Genomic DNA, 18777 nt, shown 5'->3' with positions numbered 1-18777 from the left:
CGGTGGCCGAACAGTTCGCGCCGGGACGTGGTGGTGCGGCGAACATGACGATCGAGAAAGACCGTCCGGGCGGTGTTCGAGCGCACTCGCCAGTCAGCGGCAAGAGCCAGCCTGCGGGCCGGTTCGTGATGACTGCCGAACTGGACGGGTCGATCACGTGGCACGTCACCAAGCCGAAGATCAGCAGCGGTTCGGATGGTGCGCGCGATGCCGACATCGCAGAGCTGTACGCGCTGAACCCGCCGCCCACCTCGAAGCGGGACGTTCAGAAGCGTTTGGGTTGGGGTTCGGATCGCGCTGTGAGCGCCCTTGCGCAATGGCGCGCCCTTGAAGAAGCCAAACATGACTAGGTGCTCGCCTGGGTCGCCAGGACGCCCCATGGTCCTGGTCCTCCCCCTAAAGGGGGGAGGAGAGGACCGGACCACTTGGGGTGGTCCTACAGGACCACTCAGGACCACTTCAGGACCAGGACCACTAGGGCCTGACCTGCGGATTCATCCGGACCAGTGGTCCTAGCCCATCACGGAGAACAGGCACCCGGACCACTTCAAGATCAGGACCACTTTTCAGCGCCAGGACCACCCAGGACCAACGGTCCGGCCGGCATTACAAGATCACCACTAGAGATCTGGAGAACGAAAATGACCACGACCCCCCTCACCGACACCTGGCTGATTCAGGACGTGCTGCGCCCGGAAGGGCTCACCTGGATGTCCGGACCGATCGGCGAAGCCAAGTCCCTGCTGACCCTGGACGTGGCCTGCCATGTCGCATCTGGCCGCAACTGGCACGGCCAGCCGGTGGACGGCTGCCGAGTGCTGCACGTGACTGGCGTAGAGCTGGGAACGATTCAGCAGCGCCTGCGGGCGTGGAAGCAGCACTACGGCGTCGGTGCGATCGACGACCTGCTGATCTCCGCGCAGTACGTGAAGGTCGAGTCGCCCTACTGGGACATGTTCGTCCAGTCGTGCCGGAAGCTGGAACTGGACCTGATCATCCTGGACGGCCCGATGTGGGCCTGGGAGTGGGAGTGGGACAAGCGCAACGGCGTGAACAAGTCCGACCCGATGGCCAAGACCCTGAACGGCCTGGACGCGCTGGCCCAGACCACGGGCGCAACGGTCCTGCTGGCCGCTGATGGCCTGCGCGACTTCACCGGTCCCGAACTGGCCATGTCCACCAGCGGGGATGTGGTGTCGATGCGCCCCATGGACCGGATCGGCGCTGCCCCGTTCCGCTTCAAGATGACCGATGTCGCCATCGGCAAGGACGCCCGCGGCCTGTCGATCACCTCGCAGATCCTGACGCCCGCCAAGTAGTCCGCACGGCCAGGGGTGGCCACGCTGCCCCTGGCCCACCCAAAGAACACCGGGGAGATCCAGACGATGACTACATCAACTAAGGAAACCAGGATGTCCGACACTGCCCGTACCGCCCTGCTGGACCAGGTGGACGCGGCCAACCGAAACACGGTCGCGGCACTGCTGGCCGTGGCCGACGCGGTGAATGCCCGCACCACGACCGGCCCGCTTCCGACTAAGGCTCTACCGCTGGTCGAATCGCTGGCGCTGCGCCTGATGGAGGGCCGGACGACGCTGTGCCGAGATCTGTCGTGGGCGCACCCGGCACCTGCTACCTGGATGCCGTACGCGCCCGGACTGATCCGCTGCGCCGCGTGCGTGCGTACGGTCCTGGCCAGGATCAAGGGCACTGATCAGGACTTCCGCTGTGACGGCTGCGGGAAGTACAGCAGGCCCCTGTATCCGCAGGCCGCGATGATCCCCGGCCAGATGCTGGACCTGCCGGAAGTGCAGTTCACCGTGTCGATGCCCACCATCACCGTGACTTACGGGCTGTGCCGCAGATGCAGGTGAAATACAAACTGCTCGATGAGACCCATTCGACGGACCATCTCAGCGGCACGCAGACAGATCCGAATTAGATAGATATCTCTCGATGTCTTTCCTTTTTTGTCCGAAATTTTGGCCTGAGATCGGGAAGGTGGCTTCCCTACCCTCACCAGCCAAAACTTCCCGAAAACTCTTTACCTGCGCCCTACTGGCGCTCCTCACAACCTTCGGAGTGGTGATGACTTACCCGACTGCGGATGACCTGGGCCTAGACCTGCCGATGGCCGTCCAGAGCGTCCCCGAATCGTCGATGGTGATGCGGGTCGGCACGGTGGCCAACATCGTGGAGGCTGACGACATCACGGTCCGGATCAGCGGTTCACCCGCACTGGTCCGGGCGTCGTACCTGTTCCCGCTGTATCAGCCTGTCCTGGGTGACCGGGTGGTGGTCCAACGCCAGGACTCTCAGTGGTTCGTGCTGGGCACGATGTCCGGCCCGATCAACTCGGCACTGCCGAATCCGACCTTCGAGGAAGGCACTGCCGGCAGTACCCCGTCCGGCTGGTCCATCGTCCCCGTGTCGGCGGCTACTGGTCCGATCACGTTCACGAAGGTGACGACTTCGCTGACCGGCTCGGCGTATCAGGAGGCGATCAGCGGCAGCTACGTCGGCAGCCTGCTCTACACGAACAACGGCTCGTCGGGCGTCTCGATCTCGGACGTGTTCAGCAGCTCCACGCCGACCGCGGAAGGTGAGGCGTGGACGTTCGCCTGCTGGATCGCAGGTGGGATCATCGCCAACAATGCGAGCGCCAAGATCGAGTTCTATGTCCAGTGGCTGGACACGGGCGGCGCACTGCTCAGCGAAACCAACGTGATCACCGCCCCGTTCATCTCACAGGTGATCGCCCCCGCGTTCCTGCGGATGAAGACAGCCGACGCCCTGGCCGTCCAGGCACCCGCGAATGCGGCCAGTGTGCGGATCAGGATCAATGCCCTGTTCTCGATGTCGCCTGGATCAGCCGGTCTGGGATCGAGCGTGGACCTGGACTACATGATCGTGCGCCGCGTCGGCTGAGGTGGCTCGTTAAGCCTATGGGTGCCGCGCGCCCATAGGCTTACTTCATCAAGCGCGAACGGCCCGATCAGCGGGCCGCCGTGACGGAGTCGTCGGGTAGGGCTCTCGGATTGAAGTCCTGGAACCCGTCCACTCCCCCTGCGAGCCGCATCCACGGCAGTTCGTGGGCGTGCTTCACGACATCTTCGCGCGAAGTTTCCTCTTATCGAATGACTGTTCGAATTATTGTGCTGCCCAAATGCTGCAATCACCTCAAATGGCATGTAACGCCCGATCCACTAACGTCCGTTGAATAAGATTCACATCTCACTTTCGCGGTGTAATACGGACGTTGGCGGCGAAACCGTCCCAGCGGATCATTGACGCCGTTCCACTACGATCTGAGGCGGACACCGGTACCGAGACCCGACGTATGACTTGTAACCTGCGATCAAGTCAGCAGAAGGGGCTAGAACGTTCCGGCGAACACCACCACTTGATGATCGGCAGCAAGGTCACTCGATGCCTGCGCTTCGGCGCACAAAGAGTGATCGGCACCCGCGCCAACGGGTGCCGATCGTCAAGCCCCATCAACCGGCCAGCCAGCCGACGTAAAGGAGCCTTTACGTGAGCCTACCTGGGCAGCCCAGCCCGCCGAATCCAGCTATCCACGAACCGGGCGTGACCTCGGAAAACACGAACACGCCCGCCAGCAACGACAGCCCACTGTTCTTGCCCGGCAAGCCGCAGGAGTGGGCACCGCTCGTCAAGGCTCTGGCGATCGTGATCACCGCCAGCGGTGGATGCATCTCGACGATCTTGTTCGCGTTCGGGGACCTGTTCAGCCGGACCGGCCCATAACCGACTCAGTGGTCTGGATCAAGGTCCTCCATCCGAACATGCCGGTCGCGCCTAACGCAGCACCCCCTCGTCTCGAACTCTCGGGCGACGGGGGTGCTGCCTTCTAGAACGCCCGTGCGAACTGACACAACATAATGACACTTATGATGTACGGCGGCTCAGTGAGTGGGCAGCGGGAGCTGCGGATCGCCGGTATCAATATCCACCGGCCAAAGGAGAAAATCCCCGTCAGGTTGTGACCTAGAGTTCGCCATGACGAGCTTGATCATGTCGGCGGGCCATCGAGTGGTCTGGTTCCAGCGCACATGACGCAAGGTCGCCCGCTTCAGTTCTGTGAAGGCAAGGTCCGCGCCTCGAAGATCCACTTCGTAGAGCACTGCACCTTCGAGCGAAGCAGTGCCGAACTTCGCCTCGATCATCGAACTGAACCCGATGACAGCCCCATCTAGAACAGCGCCTTCCAGGTTCGCCCCAGGCAGGTCAGCCTTCAAGATGATCGAACCCGGCATCACTGCGTCGTTGAATGATGCGTCCGTGCCATCAACGTTTCCGATCCGGGAGTTCGTAAGGTCGGCCCTGGCGAAAATCGCGGACTTCATGAACGTATCGAAGATCGCAGCCCCACGAAGGTCCGCACCGACGAGAACCATGTCCTTGATGTTGGCCAGGGGTGGCCGTTCCCTCAGGAGCAGATTCGCGGCGAGGTCGTTAGTTGACATCTGAATCCGTGCGTTGAGCGACAAACCCGGCAGGTATGACCCAGTTAGATCGACGATCGGGTCATAGGGCTTGCCACGCAGAACCGCCAGGACACTGAACGCCGCTTGGAGATCGGCCCCTGCTACAGCCTTCGGGTCACTAGAGCGCTCCCGAACGGACGTGTCCCTGACATAAGCGGAGAGGAGCTTGATGATCGGGCTGCGATAGCCATCATCGTCGCGTGCTATCTCACGGAGGGCATAAATGCCTCCGATACGCTCCGCAGGCCGATTACTCGCAAGCTGTTCGGTAGCTGCGGTGAACCTACCCGTGACAAGTCCGCGTTCGGCCAAGAGCTGCTGATCCTGGAGGATCTTTAACTGTTCCTTTGTCGCCTGGTTGGTAACCCAGGTCTGGTACCCCGACGCCAGTGCCGGCAGCGCCGTAGCGACGGCCAGGCCGATGGCCGCGTACGCCACAACCTTCTGCAATCGATCGGGGTTCTTCACGCTCTGCGCCTGGCGGACAGGTGGCTTCGGACCCGCTTTGACGATCCGTCGCCACTGGGCCGTGAACTTAGGCATCCGTCCATTGCACAGCCCGCCCGCAACAGGCGCACCGCATGACCGTCGCGAATATCCGACCGGAAGGAGCGATGCCCCCTCCACGATGGGCGATAGCGATAGCTTGCCGAACTCCCCTACGCTGGCTGACCGTGCACGCCCCCACTATGTTGCCTCACTCCGGCCAGCGCCTGGTGACTGTTCGGCATCTAGTCCAGGCTGTCGCCGAAGAGGGTGACCCCAGTTGGACGGACAAGCTCGAAGCTTGGTCAACGCTCGGCGGCGCGATCTTCGCGGCCTTCGCCGCCATCGGCACGTTGTGGCTGATCGCCCAGGGGATTCGACATCGCCGCGAAGACAAGTACGAAGCCGAGATCAGGCAGGCCCGATCCATCTTCGGTGTGGCAGAGATCCACGTCAGCCATCGCCCAGATGGGACGAGCGTGATCGACGCCGTGCGGTGCACGATCACCAACCGCAGCCTGGACCCGATCCTGTGGGCACGCGCCATCTTCAAGCCGATAGGCCAGGGTGAGAAAACTTATGAGTGGATGTTCTATAAACTCCTTCAGCCCGGCGATGAGATCATGGCGACACCTAGCGGTTTTCCAACTTTTGAGCTGAATGTTCGAGTAAATCCCGAGTTCAAATGGATCGGATTTGCGCCGTTGATCCAGCTAGTAGACGTGGAGATCGAGTTTGCTGATCACGCGAACGTGATTTGGCGTCGCCGAGGAACCGGTGAGCCCCGGAAAAAGCCTCGTGGGCCTTCAATTTCCGAGATCCTCATTTCTCACCTACTGAGTCGGCTTGTCCGTCCGACACCGAAGGTGACCACGAGCAGGCAAACAGATGTCCACTAACTCCTACGGAATGCCTTCATCGGAACACGCCGGTCCTCAACCTCATTGTTGGTGCTGACGTCCAGGCCGAACAGCCCATAGATCAGCCTCAGAGCTTCATATGCGTCACGCTCTGGGTCGCCGTCAGCAGACCAAGACTTATCCCACGGCTCATCCGTGCTGGCCGGGCGACCGCGTGAAATAAATAGGTTGAACTCCGCACCTGCCCCGAGCAGACGCGGTTGATCTCCCCCGAAACGGCGGGCAAGGATCCTATGTTCAAACGATCCTTTGTTCAGTGGGGCCACTAGATCATCGGCGATTCGGAAATACTCCAAGGTCATCTCGGTAAGAACCAACGAGTTGATGCGGTTCGGTGTCCCTCGCTGCTCCATCGCCCAGCAAAGCAGTTCCGGCGTCGCTACCGCGCCTGCGGTCACGGAGCCGTCTGGACGGATCCACAGCGCGCAGCGTGTCTTATCCAGGTAAAGTCCCCCGGCGTACGCCGTCAGCTGTCCGAGCCGATCCGCGAAGTTGAACCCGTTAAAGCGAAGAACATCCTGGTCACGCAGTTTCCCTTCGAGGTTCGCCGACCCGAACATGCCACTGAGCAGATCGACCCGCCCGGCCGGCAGACTCTGCCAGTACAGCACCGGGGTGTTCTGCCACTCCTGCCGCTGCTCCATGTGGTCGATGCCTTCGGTGGCCAGTTCCCTCGTAAAAGGGTCCGCAGCCAGTTCAGGCCGCCCGATGGCCTCGAAACGTATCCCGGCCAACTCGGCTTCGGTGAAGTACCTCTCTGCCCCGTGCACCCGGCGGTAGCCTTCATTGATCAACCGGTAGGCCGCATCCGGGAGCACCGAAACAGACCCATCACCCCGGCGCTCGGGGATCACGAAGCCATCCGCGAGCTGGCCCTTGTCGTTGAGGGACCGGCGAACGATCACGTAGCGGTCCCGCTCTGGTACTGGTTCCACCTCGATCACTAGGTAATGCCCCGACTCCTCGCTGTCGGGATCGGGGAACCAGTGGTACTCAACGGCGACCCGCGGCCACAGGTAGTCGTTCAAGACATCTTTGTACGATTCGATCTTGACGTTGGCTTGCGGGAAAGGATGAAGGCTGTCCGCGATATCCCTTGCCTCGTTGTCATCACGTTTCGTCTTGATTCCGCACACGATCATCCCGCCCTGTGCGTTTGCGAACGCGGCGACATCCTTAGAGATGTCGAACTTTCCCTTATCGTTAGCCGGGTAGGGTGTGGCCTTGAAGTCCAGCCAGGGATTCTCAGCCTGCCCAAGAAGGTCTTTCGCCTTGCCGGATTGCAGCGCCTTGATCACGCCAGTGCGACTGATACTCACGAACGCTCACGGTACGCAGCCAGCCCGCTCTTTCCACCGGCCGTTTCGGCTAGCTATCCCCCGTTCGAAGTCGTCCGAACGGCTCAAGCGGAGCGTCTAGCGGCCTAGCGACAGGTCCAGAGGCTTGGAGGCTTCGGCCGCGCTCACCTCCAACGGGTCGCGGTTGGCGATGATCACGCTGTAGAAGTCGGAATCCGCGGGCACTCCTTCGACCTGGAACAACAGCTTGCACCGCCAGTCCCGTTCGTCCGTGGCCGTGATCTCCCCGACGCCGACGACGCGCTGAGTCGCATCGGTGATCACGACACGGGTGCCGACGTGAAGATCGTCGTACCCTCCCCTGCCGAAACAGCCAGCAGTGTTGTTGCCGTAGTGCCCGTACTCGATCGCGACCGATCCCCTGATGGTCCTGGTGGTCCCGCCAGCATCGAACCGGCTCAGCAGGAACGCACTCAGGCCCGCGATGCTGCCCCCCGCGCAGACCAGCGAGGCAACGGCGATGACCATGGTCCTTTTCCTGAACTTCACGGCTGACTCCTGAGATAGGGAACCCCGCCGCACGGTCTCGGTGGGCGCGTACGGCGGGGTTGCTAAGGGGTGGGCGAGCCGGGTGCGCCAGCCCGCCCATGAGCCTCAAGCGCCAACCCGAGGCCACTTCTGCAACCTACTGTAAGAGGTTGAGGAAGTACATGACCTGGTTGCAGTGAAGTTGGTAGACGTGATCGACTCGGAGAGCCAACCCGAGGAAGTCACCATGCCCGCTATCCCGATGAGTTCCACCCAGATCGCGGCGGACATCACCGCCCGGATCGAGTCCGGGGAGTATCAGCCCGGCCAGCAGTTGCCGACGATCGCGAAGCTCGCGGAGCTGTACAGCGTCAGTGACGGCACGATCTCCCGCGTAATGATCGTGCTGCGCACGCGCGGAACCGTGATCGGTGTCCCTGGCCGTGGAGTGTTCGTCCCCGAGTCCTGACTTCCGGTCCCCCACATGCGGAAGTGCCGGACCGGTCACGTGGACCAGCCCGGCAGCTACGCAGGTGGGGTTATGCGGAAGCCAGTTCGGAAGTCTTTGCCGGCCCGATCAGATCCCGCAGGCGCCGGGAGCTGATGCCCAGTCGTGCGGCGAGCTGCTCGCGGTTCAGGTCCGGTTCGGCAGACATCAGGGCGGAAGCCAGTTCCCGCGTGACTTCCGGTCTGCGGCCAGCGGCGGGACGTGCGGGAATCCGTACCTTTCGAGGAGCGTCCGCCACTTCCGGTGTGGCCGAACCCGGAAGCTCTGCCGGGCCCTGGACCAGAACCTCAGGGGTCGGGACTTCCGCTGCACGTTCCGCACGACGCTGGTTGTCGCCGATCGTCAGCAGTGCGGCAGAGCAGACGGTCATGAGGCCATCCACGAGCACCGGAAGCAGTACGGAACCGACCCCGGTTTCTCCGTGGGCGTGGAGCGCTGCCCGCATGTGGTCGTAGCTGACAACACCGCCGATCGCCGCGACGCTGCCCACGGCACCCCAACGGATCACCGCCTGATACCAGACCTTGCGCCACTGGACCTGGGCGATGACCTCGATCCCGACCAGCAGCGCGAACGGCGGAAGCGCCGCGAACATCAGCATGAGCCAGGACGGTGATCCCGCGAGGAACGCGTGTGCCACGTTGGCCGCTACGGACGCGATCACGCCCGTCCAGAACCCCACACGTGCCCAACCCCTTCCACGGGGCGCAGCGGCGATTTGAGGGGGCATAGCATCGGTCATGACTGGACCTCCTACGTCCGGTCACGTGGTCCGCGTAGTTGCACGCTGCGCGGACCACTCCATTGGTTGGGTCTGGCGTTATCGCCAGATGATCTCTACGGACTCCGGACGGAACGTGCGTGTGCCGCGTCCCGTGGAACGAAGGGCGACGATCATGAGGGTGTCCACGACAAGCCGCTGACGCGCCGTGTCGAGCGCATCCCAGGCCGCCTGCTTGTCGTCTGCCTCGATCAGCGGTCCCAACACGTCCACGCGTCCGTTGTCGGCCAACAACTGCTCAGTTTCAGCGATCTTGGCTTTCAACCTGGCCGACTCCCGGCGCACACCCGCTTCCGTAAGCACTTCATCGGCGAGCAGGGTCGCCAGGCCGTCCAGGCGCTTGCGCAGTGCCTTGACCTCCCGGCGCAGCACGGCAACATCCGGACCGGTGTTCCGTTGCAGCAGTAGGCGCGCGTCAGGCCGTGACAGCCGCTCTACGACCACCATGCCGATCCAGTCGTCTACCGGTTCCGCCTTACGGACCAGGTGCTCAACAGGTCCCGAACACCGGTAGGTCGGATACCTACCACCTGACGCGGGAGACGCTCCGCCACGGTGGACGGTGTGGCCACACACCCTGGCCGCTTCCTGGCCGTCGCGGTCCTTGAGCACCACGTCACCGGGCAGTCCGCACAGGCCCACACCGGTCAGGAGTGCCTGCGGCGTACGGCCAGGGTGGGAGCGCGCCGGATCGGTAAGTACCTCCACCACGGCACGCCAGGTGTCCTCCGATACCAGGCCGTCCCAGGCAGCCTGGCCGACGATGCCGGCGATCCGAGCCTTACGCGGGTCTTTGTACTGCTCGCGAACCCGCGCAGTGACGTGCGAGCGCAGTCCGGCATAGCGAGGGTTCAGCAGCACCGGCCCGACTGTCTGACCCGTCCAGGTGGATGCGGAACCGTCACGGGACGCCTGAGGCGTGTGCAGGCCACGGGAATTCCAATCGGCAGCTACCTGGGCGAGCGGGACGCCTTCCAGGACGGCCGTATACGCGTCCCGGATCGCCGATGCCTCGCTCTCCCTGACCGTTTGGCCATCCTGCTCATAGCCGAACGGACGACGACCCCCGACACGCCTGCCCTGCTCCGCAGCCTGGAGTGCCGCACGTCGCTGACGGTCGGACTTCTGCTCGATCTCGTGCCGGGCGACGCTGGCGAGCACGGATGCGGTCAGACGGCCTGCCGGAGTGCTCAGGTCCATGTCCGAACCGCGTACCAGCGCGATCGTGATCCCGCGACGCTCGCCGACTTCGAGCAGCCGAACAGTGTCACGGGGGTTGCGGGTGAGCCGGGTCAGATCCCAGGCCACGACGACTTGAGCACGTCCACTGTCCAGGTCGGCAAGTAGCGCCTCGAATCCCGGCCGACGCCTACGCCCCGATGCACTCACGTCGTTGTCGGCGTGCTCGCGCACGACGTTCAGGCCGCGCGTCCGGGCGAGACTCAGGGCGTCGTCGCGCTGGCGGCTGATGCCCAGTTCGTCACCGGTCCGGTCCTGGGACTGCCGCGTGTAGATGAGTGCGTCCACATCCCCCATTTTGCCATCCTGGCAGTCGCCTGGACCCTCGGCGACCTCGCCGGGCTGGACCGGCCGGGCGCCGCCGAGATCAATATCGCCTTCGAACTGCGCAAGGGAGCCCTGACATGACCCATCCCGAACCCGCCGCCGTCCATGCGGCCCGCCCGGCCGATCCCGAACCCGCCGCGCCGGACGGCGTCGACACGCGGACGGTCCGCGACGCTCGCATCGTGCTCGGCTGCCTCCTCGAACCGGGCAGCGCCGCACTGCATCGGCTGGTCACCGCGCACGGACCCGTCGAGGCGCTGGACCGGCTCGCGTCCGGGCTGGAGTCCGGACCCCTCGCCGAGGCCGCCGCGCTGCGCCTGCAGGGCCGCCCCGCCGTCGAACTGGCCGAGCGGCTCTGGGAACGCGCGGCGCGGCTCGGCGTACGCGTCATCACTCCGGAGTCCGCCGAATGGCCCGCGCAGTTGGCCGACCTGCGGCACATCAGCCGGGACACCTCGTCCACCATCGACCGTGACACGTTCCCGCCGCAGAGCATCTGGCTGCGCGGGCCGCACCCGCTGGGCGAGGTGGCCGGGCGCTCGGTCGCGCTGGTCGGCGCCCGCGCCAACACCGTGTACGGCGCGCACGCCGCGGCGGAGCTGGGCTACGGCCTCGCCGATCGGGGGTGGACGGTGCTGTCCGGCGGCGCGTACGGCATCGACGCGGTCGCGCACCGGGCCGCGCTGGCGGCCGGCGGGCTGACCGTGGCGGTGCTCGCCTGCGGCGTGGACCGGCCGTACCCGCTGAGCAACAGCGCCCTGTTCGAGCAGATCGCCGAGGAGGGGCTGCTGATCAGCGAGTGGCCGCCGGGCACGGCGCCGTTCAAGATGCGCTTCCTCGTCCGCAACCGGGTCATCGCGGCACTGGCCCGGGGCACGGTGCTGGTGGAGGCGGGGGCGCGCAGCGGCGCCCGGCAGACGCTGCGCCGGGCGCGGGAGCTGGGCCGGGCGGCGATGGCGGTGCCGGGGCCGATCACCTCGGAGATGTCCGTGGGCTGCCACGAGGAGCTGCGCCGCGGGCCGGACGAACCGGTGCGCCTGGTCGCCACGGTGGACCAGGTCCTGGAGGAGGTGGGCGGGATAGGCGATCTCGCTCCCGTGCCGCGCGGCGCGCAACAGCCGCTCGACGCCCTCGACCCGGTCGAACGCCAGCTCGTCGACGCGGTCCCCCGGCGCGGCGCCGCCCACGCCCCCGAGATCGCCGCGGAGGCCGGCGTCTCCCTGCGCGACGCCCTGGCCAGACTCCCCTCCCTCGCGCTGCGCGGCCACCTCCGCGAACACTCCGGCGCCTACTCCCGCCCCCGCCCCGCGCGGCGCCCCTGACCCCGCCCAGCCAGCCCCGTCCGGGGTAGCTGCGAGTGAAGATCGCTGTCCCGTGTCGAAAAGTGCGGCCCAACCCCACCTTTTGCCACGAGACAGCGATCTTCCCACCCCTCCCCACCGGGACACCCAGCCAAGATCGCCGTCTCATGTCGGAACACGCAGCCCAGCCCCACTTTGTGACACGAACCCGCGATCATCGCCGCCCCGCCACCGGGAGCAACCCCGCCAAGATCGCGGTTTCGTGTCGGGATGTGCGGCCGGACCTCACTTTTGGACACGAGACCGTGATCATCGCGTGCCCCGGCGCGGTGGTGGGCGGGGACGGGGTGGCCAGGCTGTGGGAACGGGGTTTGGGGCCTGTGGTGGGGGGCCGGGGCGGCCTAGACTCCGGTTACGTGATCACCTCTCGTGTAGCACCCGCCCCGCTGGACGGCAGCCGTGAGCTGTTCGCGCTGGACCCGGCCGTCGCGCATCTGAACCACGGTTCGTTCGGCGCGGTGCCCGCCCCGGTCCGGGCGGCCCGGCAGCGCCTCATCGACGAGCACGACGCGAACCCGGTGCGGTTCGTGACCAACGCGGGGCTGTGGGAGCGGGTCGCCGCGGCCCGCGCCACGCTGGCCGGGTTCTGCGGCGCCGACCCGGACGACAGCGCGCTCGTCGCCAACGCGACCACCGCGACCGCGCTCGTCCTGGCGGCCGTCGCCCCGCGGTCCGGCGACGAGATCCTGGTCACCGACCACGGGTACAACGCGGTCCGGCTGGCGCTGACCGAGGTGGCGCAGCGGCACGGGGTGCGCGTGGTGACGGTCCCGGTCGAGCTGAACTCGTCCGACGCCGAGACCGCCGAGGCGGTGCTGTCGCGGGTGAGCGAGCGCACCTGCCTGGTCATCGTCGACCAGGTCTCGTCGGCGACGGCGCAGCGGCACCCGGTCGGCGCGATCGCCGCCGCGCTGCGCGAGCGCGGCGTGCCGCTGCTCGTGGACGGCGCGCACGCCCCCGGCATGCTGGCCCACCCGGCGCGCGGCCTGGAGGCCGACTTCTGGGTCGGCAACCTGCACAAGTGGGGTTTCGCGCCCGCGGGCACGGCGCTGTTCCGGGTCGCGCCGTGGTGGCGGGAGCGCATGGTGCCGCTGGTCGTCTCGCACTCGCAGCCGGACGGCTTCCCCGCCTTCCTGGAGCAGCAGGGCACGGTGGACCACAGCCCGTGGCTGGCCGCGCCGACGGGCCTGAGCCTGTTCGAGCGGTACGGCTTCGACACGATCCAGCGGCACAACGCGGAGCTGGCCGCGTACGGCCAGCGCGTGGTCGGCGAGGCGCTGGGCGTAGACCCGGCGGAGCTGCCGGACCCGGGCGAGCACGTGAGCATGCGGCTGCTGCCGGTGCCGGACGGCCTGGTCACCGATCACGCCCAGGGGGCCGCGCTGCGCAACCGCATCGCCGACGAGCTCGCCGCCGAGGTCAACGTGATGGTCTGGCGGGACCGGGCGTTCGTGCGCCTCAGCGCGCAGATCTACAACCGCGCCGCCGAGTACGAGCGGCTCGCCGAGGGCCTGCCGGCGCTGCTGCGGAAGTAGGCAGCAGCCGGACCCGGCCGAGCCCGAGCACGGTCAGCGGGTCGAGGTACACCGGCCCCCGCCGCAGCCCCCAGTGCAGGCAGGCCGCGGCGGGGCAGCCGGGGTGGCCCGGTGCGAGCGTGCCCAGCGCCTGCCCGGCGGCGACCACGGCACCGGCCTGGACCGACGCGTCGACGGGCTCGTAGGTGGTGCGCAGCCCGTCGGCGTGGTCGATGCTGACGACGCCTCGCCCGGCCAGCCGCCCGGCGTAGACGACGGTGCCGGGGGCCGCGGCCAGCACCGGCGTGCCGGGATCGGCGGCGAGGTCGACGCCCCGGTGTCCGGGCAGCCACGGCTCAGGCGGCGGATCGAACAGGCGCACCGGCCGTGGCGTGCCTGCCAGCGGCCACCGCCAGCCGCCGGGCGCGGCGACCGCCCACCGGGTTTGCGGAGTGGCGGCAGCCCAGGGCGGCGCTGTGGGTGGCGCGGGGCGCGCCGCCGTGAGGATGAGCACGAGCAGCAGGACCGGTGTGGCGCGGATCGGCTTCATGGCGGCAGCCTGCCGGGCGCGGCCATATCGGCGCCACGGGTGCCGGAGCGCACCTGTGGACAACCGGGTGGTTGGGGACAACCACCCGGTCACGTCCTCGGTGTGCTAGGGGCCGTACGTCAGAAGCCGCCCTCGGCGGGCAGGGAGATGTCGGGCTTCTCCAGCTCCTCGACGTTCACGTCCTTGAACGTCATCACTCGGACGTTCTTCACGAAACGGGCAGGACGGTACATGTCCCATACCCATGCGTCGTGCATCTCGACCTCGAAGTAGACCTCGCCGTCGGAGTTGCGCACGTGCAGATCAACCTGGTTGGCCAGGTAGAACCGCCGCTCGGTCTCCACCACGTAGGAGAATTGGCGCACGATGTCGCGATACTCCCGGTAGAGCTGCAGCTCCATGTCGGTCTCGTACTTCTCGAGATCCTCTGCGCTCATCGCTCGCCCTCCTGCGGCCACGTCCTGCCGATGAACCGTACCGCGCCGTGCCACGCGGCGCGCGTTTAGCCACGGAGGGGGCCCGGCGCCGTCAGCTCGGTCATACCCTGCGTGACGGCACGACCGCGCCCCGCTCGCGCCACGTTCTGGTACGAACGCCGGTGCACCGGGCTGGGCCCGTGCTCCTCCAGCGCGGCCTGGTGCTCGGCGGTGCCGTACCCCTTGTGCAACGCGAAGCCGTACTGCGGGTACACCATATCGAGCTGCGTCATGATGCGGTCACGGGACACCTTCGCCAGCACGCTGGCCGCCGCGACACAGGCCGCGACCTGGTCACCCTTCCACACCGCGAGGCCCGGCACGCCCACCCCGTCCACCGGGAACCCGTCCGTGAGCACGTACGACGGCCGGGGCTGCAGCGCGGCCAGCGCCCGGCGCATCGCAGTGAGGTTGCACACGTGCAGCCCGCGCTTGTCGATCTCCTCGGGCCCGATCACCACCACGGCGTGCGCCACCGCCACCGCGAGCACCTGGTCGTACATCCGGTCCCGGGTCGCCGCGGTGAGCAGCTTCGAATCGGTGAGGCCCTCGATCTCGGCGCGCTTGGCCTCCGGCAGCACCACCGCCGCGGCCACCAGCGGGCCCGCACAGGCTCCTCGCCCGGCCTCGTCGGCTCCGGCCACCACCAGGAAGCCCCGGCGCTGGAGGGCCCGTTCGAGGGCGTACACGCCGCCGTCGACGCGCAGCACGGGCCGGGACGGGCTCAGCACTCGCCCACCCCCGCCCCGCGCAGCACCTCGACCAGATCCGCCGGGTAGTAGACCTCGCCGGTGCCGCGCAGCTCGGCCGCGCTCCACCAGCGGTGCGTGTGCACCCAGGCCCGCTCCACCTCGTCGAAGCCGCTGGTGTCCACGCTCCAGTGCGGCACGCGTACCAGATAGAAGTCCTGCTCCTGGCGGTAGGCGACGCCGGCGAAGGAGAACGAGGTCACCTCGGAGTGCACCGGGCCGCCCAGCCGCTCGGCGGGCACGGCCAGGCCGGTCTCCTCGAACAGCTCGCGCGCGGCCGCCTGCGCGGTCGTCTCGCCGTCGTCGAGGCCCCCGCCGGGGGTGAACCAGTACCGGGTGCCGGGCCGGTGCGGGTCGCTGCCCTGGAACAGCAGCACCCGCTCGGCCGCGTCCACCAGCAGCACCCGCCCGGCACGCCGTCGCCGTGGTTCGGCCTGCGGTGCCACCTGCATGTCATGGAGCCTAGTTCGTACGCCGTCGGCACGCCCGCCCGGCGGCGGGGTCACCGCCCGGCCGCCGCCGAGGGCGCCGGCACGCCCGAGAAGGTCTCCGGCACGGTCAGCCAGGTGGTCCGGTTGAACGGCCAGAACAGCACGAAGGCCCGGCCGATCACGGCATCGACGGGCACGGTCGCCTCCTCGATGTTCTGGCCGTGGTTGTTGTAGTTGGCCAGCGAGTCGCCGGAGGCCTCCCGGTGGTCGCCCATCACCCACAGCCGCCCCTCGGGCACGGTGATGTCGAACTCCTCCGGCGCCATCCGGTTGCCCGGGTACACGTACGGCTCGTCCAGCGGGTGGCCGTTGACCTGGATGCGGCCCTGCGGGTCGCAGCACACCACGCGGTCGCCGGCCACGCCGATCACCCGCTTGATGTAGTCCTCGTGCTCCGGGGTGTTACGCCAGCTCTCCGGGGACACGAAGACGATGATCTCGCCGCGCTCCGGCGTGCGGAAGTCGTAGACGAGCTTGTTGACCAGCACCCGGTCGTCGACGAGGAGGGTCTCCTCCATGGATCCCGACGGGATGAAGAACGTCTGCACCACGAACTGCCGCACCAGGAACGCCACGATGATGGCCACGCCCAGCAGGATCGGCAGTTCCTTCCAGAACGAACCCTTGCTGCTTTTGGTCTGCTCGTCAATCACGCACGGAGCCTACGCGGCGAAACTGAAAACGACGATCACCCCTGCTGTGTTGCACGGGCGCGTGTAATCCTCCGGCGCAGCAGTGCCGCGCCGAGCAGCACCGGAGCCACCAGCGCCAGCTCCGGGGCGGGCGCGGGCGTGGCGGTGCCCGCGGCCAGCGCCGGGTCCGGCACCTTGTCGAACACGTCCTGGCGGGCCACCGACCCCCAGCGGTCGAACGGCAGCGCGACCACCATCGCCTTGCCGATCACGTCGTCGATGGGCACCTGGCCCTGGCAGCGCGAGTCCTGGGAGACCAGGCGGTGGTCGCCCATCACGAAGAGCATGCCGGGCTCCACGGTGATCTCGGCGAACTTGCGCGAGTTGCAGCTCTTGTCGGCGGTCGTCTCCAGCGACGAGTTGCGCACGACGTAGGGCTCGTCGATCGGGACGCCGTTGACGTATATCCGACCCTCGACGTCGCAGCAGGACACCCGGTCGCCGGGCACCCCGATGACGCGCTTGATGAAGTCCTTCTCCCCCGGCTGGCTGATGCCGACGAGGTCGCCGACGGTGCGGCCGAGCTTGGAGAAGAAGCCCGCGTTCGTGTCGTTGCCGTTCTCCGGAGCCCAGTTGTCGGGGCCCTTGAACACGATGACCTCACCGCGCGTGGGGTCGCGGAACTCGTACACCACCTTGTTGACCAGCACCCGGTCGCCGACCTGGAGGGTGTCCTCCATGGAACCCGACGGGATGTAGAAGGCCTGCATCAGGAAGGTGCGGATCAGCACGGCCAGGCAGAACGCCACCACCAGCAGGAGCGGCAGCTCCTGCCACAGCGGCATGCCCTTACGGCCGCGACGGCTGCGGCGCCGGCGCTTCTTCCACTGCTCGCCCGTGAACTCGTCGTGGGATGCCCTACGGCTGGGAAGGAGTGCCACAACTGCCGCCGCTCGTGAAGTTCGCCACCGGATGTCGGCCGTCAGCCTAGAAGACCAGAGAACTTTTCGGGAGTACCGATCTGCTCATGACACGGGACTGTCATCCGGGGCGACAGAACGGCGACGGGCGGCGACACCCGAAGGTGTCACCGCCCGTGAACGGCGTCGGCCGGGTCTCAGGAGACCTTGGCGTCGCGCAGCTCCTTGATCTTCGCCTTCTTGCCGCGCAGGTCGCGCAGGTAGTAGAGCTTCGCACGGCGCACGTCACCACGGGTGACGAGCTCGATGCGGTCGATCGCCGGGCCGTGGATCGGGTAGGTGCGCTCGACACCCACGCCGAAGCTCAGCTTGCGGACCGTGAAGGTCTCGCGCAGGCCCGAGCCCTGGCGGCGGATCACGACGCCCTGGAAGACCTGGATCCGGGAGCGGTTGCCCTCGACGACCCGGACGTGCACCTTGAGGGTGTCACCGGCCCGGAAGGAGGGGATGTCCGCCCGCAGGGAGGCGGCGTCAAGTGCGTCCAGCGTGTTCATCGCTGCATCCTTGATTCTCAGCGCACCGTCGGCCGGTGCGCGTGTGGGCGATACTGACCCCGCGCGCACGCCAACCTGAGGCGGCGTGGGTCCGGGGTCCTCGTCGTCGTGCACGGCGTGCCCGAGCGACGGCAGACGTCACCGTCCGCGGACGGCAACCTCCCTACTCTGCCACATCGACCGGCCGGGCCGGAAATCCGGCCCCGTCGAGTAGAGCGAGGTCACGCTTGTCCAGCGTCGCCCGGTCCAGCGCGGCCAGCAGGTCCGGCCGCCGGGTCGCGGTACGCAGCAGCGCCTGGTCGCGCCGCCAGCGGGCGATCTTCCCGTGGTCACCGGAGCGCAGGATGTCCGGGACGTCGTGCCCCCGCCAGGACTGCGGCTTGGTGTAGACGGGCGTCTCCAGCAGGCCGTGCGCGTGCGACTCGTCGGCCAGCGACTCGGCGTTGCCGAGCACCCCCGGGATGAGCCGGGTGATCGCCTCCATCATCACCAGCACGGCGACCTCGCCGCCGAAGAGCACGTAGTCGCCCAGCGACACCTCGCTGACCGGCATCCGCTCCGCGGCGTGGTCCAGCACCCGCTGGTCGATGCCCTCGTATCGGCCGCACGCGAAGATCAGGTGCGGCTCGCGGGCCAGCTCGTACGCGGTGGCCTGGGTGAACGGCGCGCCCGCCGGGCTCGGCACGACCAGCCGCGCCGGGGTGCCCGCGGGCGCCAGCGCGTCCAGCGCCTCCCCCCACGGCTCGGGGCGCATGACCATGCCCGGCCCCCCGCCGTACGGGGTGTCGTCCACCGTGCGGTGCACGTCGTGGGTCCAGGTGCGCAGGTCGTGCAGGCGCAGGTCGAGCACGCCGGTGGTGCGCGCCTTGCCGATGAGCGACAGCTCCAGGGGCGCGAAGTACTCCGGGAAGATGGTGACGACGTCGACGCGCATG

Annotated in this window: 22 protein-coding genes; 9 read left to right on the top strand and 13 right to left on the bottom strand. The window is 67.2% G+C overall.

All coding sequences use genetic code 11. The features are described 5' to 3' along the window. From Cba03nite_RS25935 to Cba03nite_RS25915, 5 genes are all read left to right on the top strand, one after another. Positions 1-350 (top strand): hypothetical protein (locus Cba03nite_RS25935; RefSeq protein WP_203751231.1); only part of this gene is annotated, 350 nt, incomplete at its 5' end. A gap of 291 nt (positions 351-641) precedes the next feature. Then, complete coding sequence (locus Cba03nite_RS25930; RefSeq protein ID WP_203751228.1) at positions 642-1319, top strand: AAA family ATPase; 678 nt, start codon at positions 642-644, stop codon at positions 1317-1319. 93 nt (positions 1320-1412) lie between these two features. Further along, positions 1413-1874 (top strand): hypothetical protein, encoded by a 462-nt coding sequence (locus tag Cba03nite_RS25925; protein ID WP_203751226.1) that lies wholly within the window; start codon positions 1413-1415, stop codon positions 1872-1874. 214 nt (positions 1875-2088) lie between these two features. Next, a complete protein-coding gene (locus tag Cba03nite_RS25920; RefSeq protein WP_203751224.1) occupies positions 2089-2928 on the top strand; it encodes a hypothetical protein in 840 nt (279 codons plus the stop codon). A gap of 606 nt (positions 2929-3534) precedes the next feature. Next, positions 3535-3768 (top strand): hypothetical protein, encoded by a 234-nt coding sequence (locus tag Cba03nite_RS25915; protein ID WP_203751222.1) that lies wholly within the window; start codon positions 3535-3537, stop codon positions 3766-3768. A 158-nt stretch (positions 3769-3926) separates the two neighbouring features. On the opposite strand, the gene Cba03nite_RS25910 is transcribed toward Cba03nite_RS25915, so the two are convergent. Further along, complete coding sequence (locus Cba03nite_RS25910) at positions 3927-5051, bottom strand: pentapeptide repeat-containing protein (RefSeq protein ID WP_203751221.1); 1125 nt, start codon at positions 5049-5051, stop codon at positions 3927-3929. Between the two features lie 131 nt (positions 5052-5182). Here Cba03nite_RS25910 and Cba03nite_RS25905 point away from each other — a divergent pair, with 131 nt between their 5' ends. After that, entirely contained in the window at positions 5183-5893 is a 711-nt protein-coding gene (locus Cba03nite_RS25905; RefSeq protein ID WP_203751220.1) for a hypothetical protein, read from the top strand. Here Cba03nite_RS25905 and Cba03nite_RS25900 read toward each other — a convergent pair. Continuing rightward, on the bottom strand, positions 5890-7233 hold the full coding sequence (locus Cba03nite_RS25900; RefSeq protein ID WP_203751219.1) for an AlbA family DNA-binding domain-containing protein: 1344 nt from the start codon (positions 7231-7233) through the stop codon (positions 5890-5892). The genes Cba03nite_RS25905 and Cba03nite_RS25900 overlap by 4 nt on opposite strands. Before the next feature lie 96 nt (positions 7234-7329). Next, on the bottom strand, positions 7330-7761 hold the full coding sequence (locus Cba03nite_RS25895) for a hypothetical protein (RefSeq protein ID WP_203751217.1): 432 nt from the start codon (positions 7759-7761) through the stop codon (positions 7330-7332). 190 nt (positions 7762-7951) lie between these two features. On the opposite strand from Cba03nite_RS25895, the gene Cba03nite_RS25890 reads away from it, so the two are divergent. Beyond that, positions 7952-8209 carry a winged helix-turn-helix domain-containing protein gene (locus Cba03nite_RS25890; RefSeq protein WP_346112504.1) on the top strand — a complete coding sequence of 86 codons (258 nt, stop codon included), beginning with the start codon at positions 7952-7954 and terminating at the stop codon, positions 8207-8209. 70 nt (positions 8210-8279) lie between these two features. Here the strand turns inward: Cba03nite_RS25890 and Cba03nite_RS25885 are convergent, their stop codons facing one another. Then, the gene (locus Cba03nite_RS25885) at positions 8280-8849 is read right to left on the bottom strand and encodes a DUF2637 domain-containing protein (RefSeq protein ID WP_203751215.1); all 570 of its coding nucleotides are present in this window, start codon (positions 8847-8849) and stop codon (positions 8280-8282) included. 219 nt (positions 8850-9068) lie between these two features. Beyond that, positions 9069-10556: a recombinase family protein gene (locus tag Cba03nite_RS25880; RefSeq protein WP_203751214.1), complete on the bottom strand. Its 1488-nt coding sequence runs from the start codon at positions 10554-10556 to the stop codon at positions 9069-9071. 116 nt (positions 10557-10672) lie between these two features. On the opposite strand from Cba03nite_RS25880, the gene dprA reads away from it, so the two are divergent. Both dprA and Cba03nite_RS25870 read left to right on the top strand, forming a co-directional pair. Further along, positions 10673-11917, top strand: a complete 1245-nt coding sequence (gene dprA, locus Cba03nite_RS25875; protein ID WP_203751213.1) for a DNA-processing protein DprA — start codon at positions 10673-10675, stop codon at positions 11915-11917. Between the two features lie 395 nt (positions 11918-12312). Next, positions 12313-13491: an aminotransferase class V-fold PLP-dependent enzyme gene (locus Cba03nite_RS25870; RefSeq protein ID WP_308442761.1), complete on the top strand. Its 1179-nt coding sequence runs from the start codon at positions 12313-12315 to the stop codon at positions 13489-13491. On the opposite strand, the gene Cba03nite_RS25865 is transcribed toward Cba03nite_RS25870, so the two are convergent. The 8 genes from Cba03nite_RS25865 to trmD all read right to left on the bottom strand — a co-directional run bounded on the left by Cba03nite_RS25865 (position 13415) and on the right by trmD (position 18776). Further along, positions 13415-14020 (bottom strand): murein hydrolase activator EnvC family protein, encoded by a 606-nt coding sequence (locus tag Cba03nite_RS25865; protein ID WP_203751210.1) that lies wholly within the window; start codon positions 14018-14020, stop codon positions 13415-13417. The two genes, Cba03nite_RS25870 and Cba03nite_RS25865, sit on opposite strands and share 77 nt — an antisense overlap. 119 nt (positions 14021-14139) lie before the next feature. Further along, entirely contained in the window at positions 14140-14457 is a 318-nt protein-coding gene (locus Cba03nite_RS25860; RefSeq protein WP_203751208.1) for a DUF2469 domain-containing protein, read from the bottom strand. Positions 14458-14522: 65 nt separating this feature from the next. Continuing rightward, a complete protein-coding gene (locus Cba03nite_RS25855; RefSeq protein ID WP_203751206.1) occupies positions 14523-15227 on the bottom strand; it encodes a ribonuclease HII in 705 nt (234 codons plus the stop codon). Further along, positions 15221-15697 carry an NUDIX hydrolase gene (locus Cba03nite_RS25850; protein WP_203751204.1) on the bottom strand — a complete coding sequence of 159 codons (477 nt, stop codon included), beginning with the start codon at positions 15695-15697 and terminating at the stop codon, positions 15221-15223. Before Cba03nite_RS25850 ends, Cba03nite_RS25855 begins: the two co-directional genes overlap by 7 nt. 50 nt (positions 15698-15747) lie before the next feature. Continuing rightward, positions 15748-16389: a signal peptidase I gene (gene lepB / locus Cba03nite_RS25845; protein ID WP_203751202.1), complete on the bottom strand. Its 642-nt coding sequence runs from the start codon at positions 16387-16389 to the stop codon at positions 15748-15750. A 35-nt stretch (positions 16390-16424) separates the two neighbouring features. Then, positions 16425-17213 (bottom strand): signal peptidase I, encoded by a 789-nt coding sequence (gene lepB, locus Cba03nite_RS25840; protein WP_203751199.1) that lies wholly within the window; start codon positions 17211-17213, stop codon positions 16425-16427. 272 nt (positions 17214-17485) lie between these two features. Further along, positions 17486-17842, bottom strand: a complete 357-nt coding sequence (gene rplS / locus Cba03nite_RS25835) for a 50S ribosomal protein L19 (RefSeq protein WP_203751196.1) — start codon at positions 17840-17842, stop codon at positions 17486-17488. Positions 17843-18005: 163 nt separating this feature from the next. Beyond that, on the bottom strand, positions 18006-18776 hold the full coding sequence (trmD, locus tag Cba03nite_RS25830; RefSeq protein ID WP_203751250.1) for a tRNA (guanosine(37)-N1)-methyltransferase TrmD: 771 nt from the start codon (positions 18774-18776) through the stop codon (positions 18006-18008). Position 18777 lies beyond the last annotated feature (1 nt).

The organism is Catellatospora bangladeshensis, assembly GCF_016862575.1.
Lineage (GTDB): Bacteria > Actinomycetota > Actinomycetes > Mycobacteriales > Micromonosporaceae > Catellatospora > Catellatospora bangladeshensis.
This window is presented reverse-complemented; position numbering and strand designations above follow the sequence as displayed.

Coding starts and splice junctions, on each gene's coding strand:
- Cba03nite_RS25930 (WP_203751228.1), top strand. CDS start 642: ATGACCACGACCCCCCTCACCGACACCTGGCTGATTCAGGACGTGCTG.
- Cba03nite_RS25925 (WP_203751226.1), top strand. CDS start 1,413: ATGTCCGACACTGCCCGTACCGCCCTGCTGGACCAGGTGGACGCGGCC.
- Cba03nite_RS25920 (WP_203751224.1), top strand. CDS start 2,089: ATGACTTACCCGACTGCGGATGACCTGGGCCTAGACCTGCCGATGGCC.
- Cba03nite_RS25910 (WP_203751221.1), bottom strand. CDS start 5,051: ATGCCTAAGTTCACGGCCCAGTGGCGACGGATCGTCAAAGCGGGTCCG.
- Cba03nite_RS25885 (WP_203751215.1), bottom strand. CDS start 8,849: ATGCTGATGTTCGCGGCGCTTCCGCCGTTCGCGCTGCTGGTCGGGATC.
- dprA (WP_203751213.1), top strand. CDS start 10,673: ATGACCCATCCCGAACCCGCCGCCGTCCATGCGGCCCGCCCGGCCGAT.
- Cba03nite_RS25865 (WP_203751210.1), bottom strand. CDS start 14,020: ATGAAGCCGATCCGCGCCACACCGGTCCTGCTGCTCGTGCTCATCCTC.
- Cba03nite_RS25860 (WP_203751208.1), bottom strand. CDS start 14,457: ATGAGCGCAGAGGATCTCGAGAAGTACGAGACCGACATGGAGCTGCAG.
- Cba03nite_RS25850 (WP_203751204.1), bottom strand. CDS start 15,697: ATGCAGGTGGCACCGCAGGCCGAACCACGGCGACGGCGTGCCGGGCGG.
- lepB (WP_203751199.1), bottom strand. CDS start 17,213: ATGCCGCTGTGGCAGGAGCTGCCGCTCCTGCTGGTGGTGGCGTTCTGC.
- rplS (WP_203751196.1), bottom strand. CDS start 17,842: ATGAACACGCTGGACGCACTTGACGCCGCCTCCCTGCGGGCGGACATC.
- trmD (WP_203751250.1), bottom strand. CDS start 18,776: ATGCGCGTCGACGTCGTCACCATCTTCCCGGAGTACTTCGCGCCCCTG.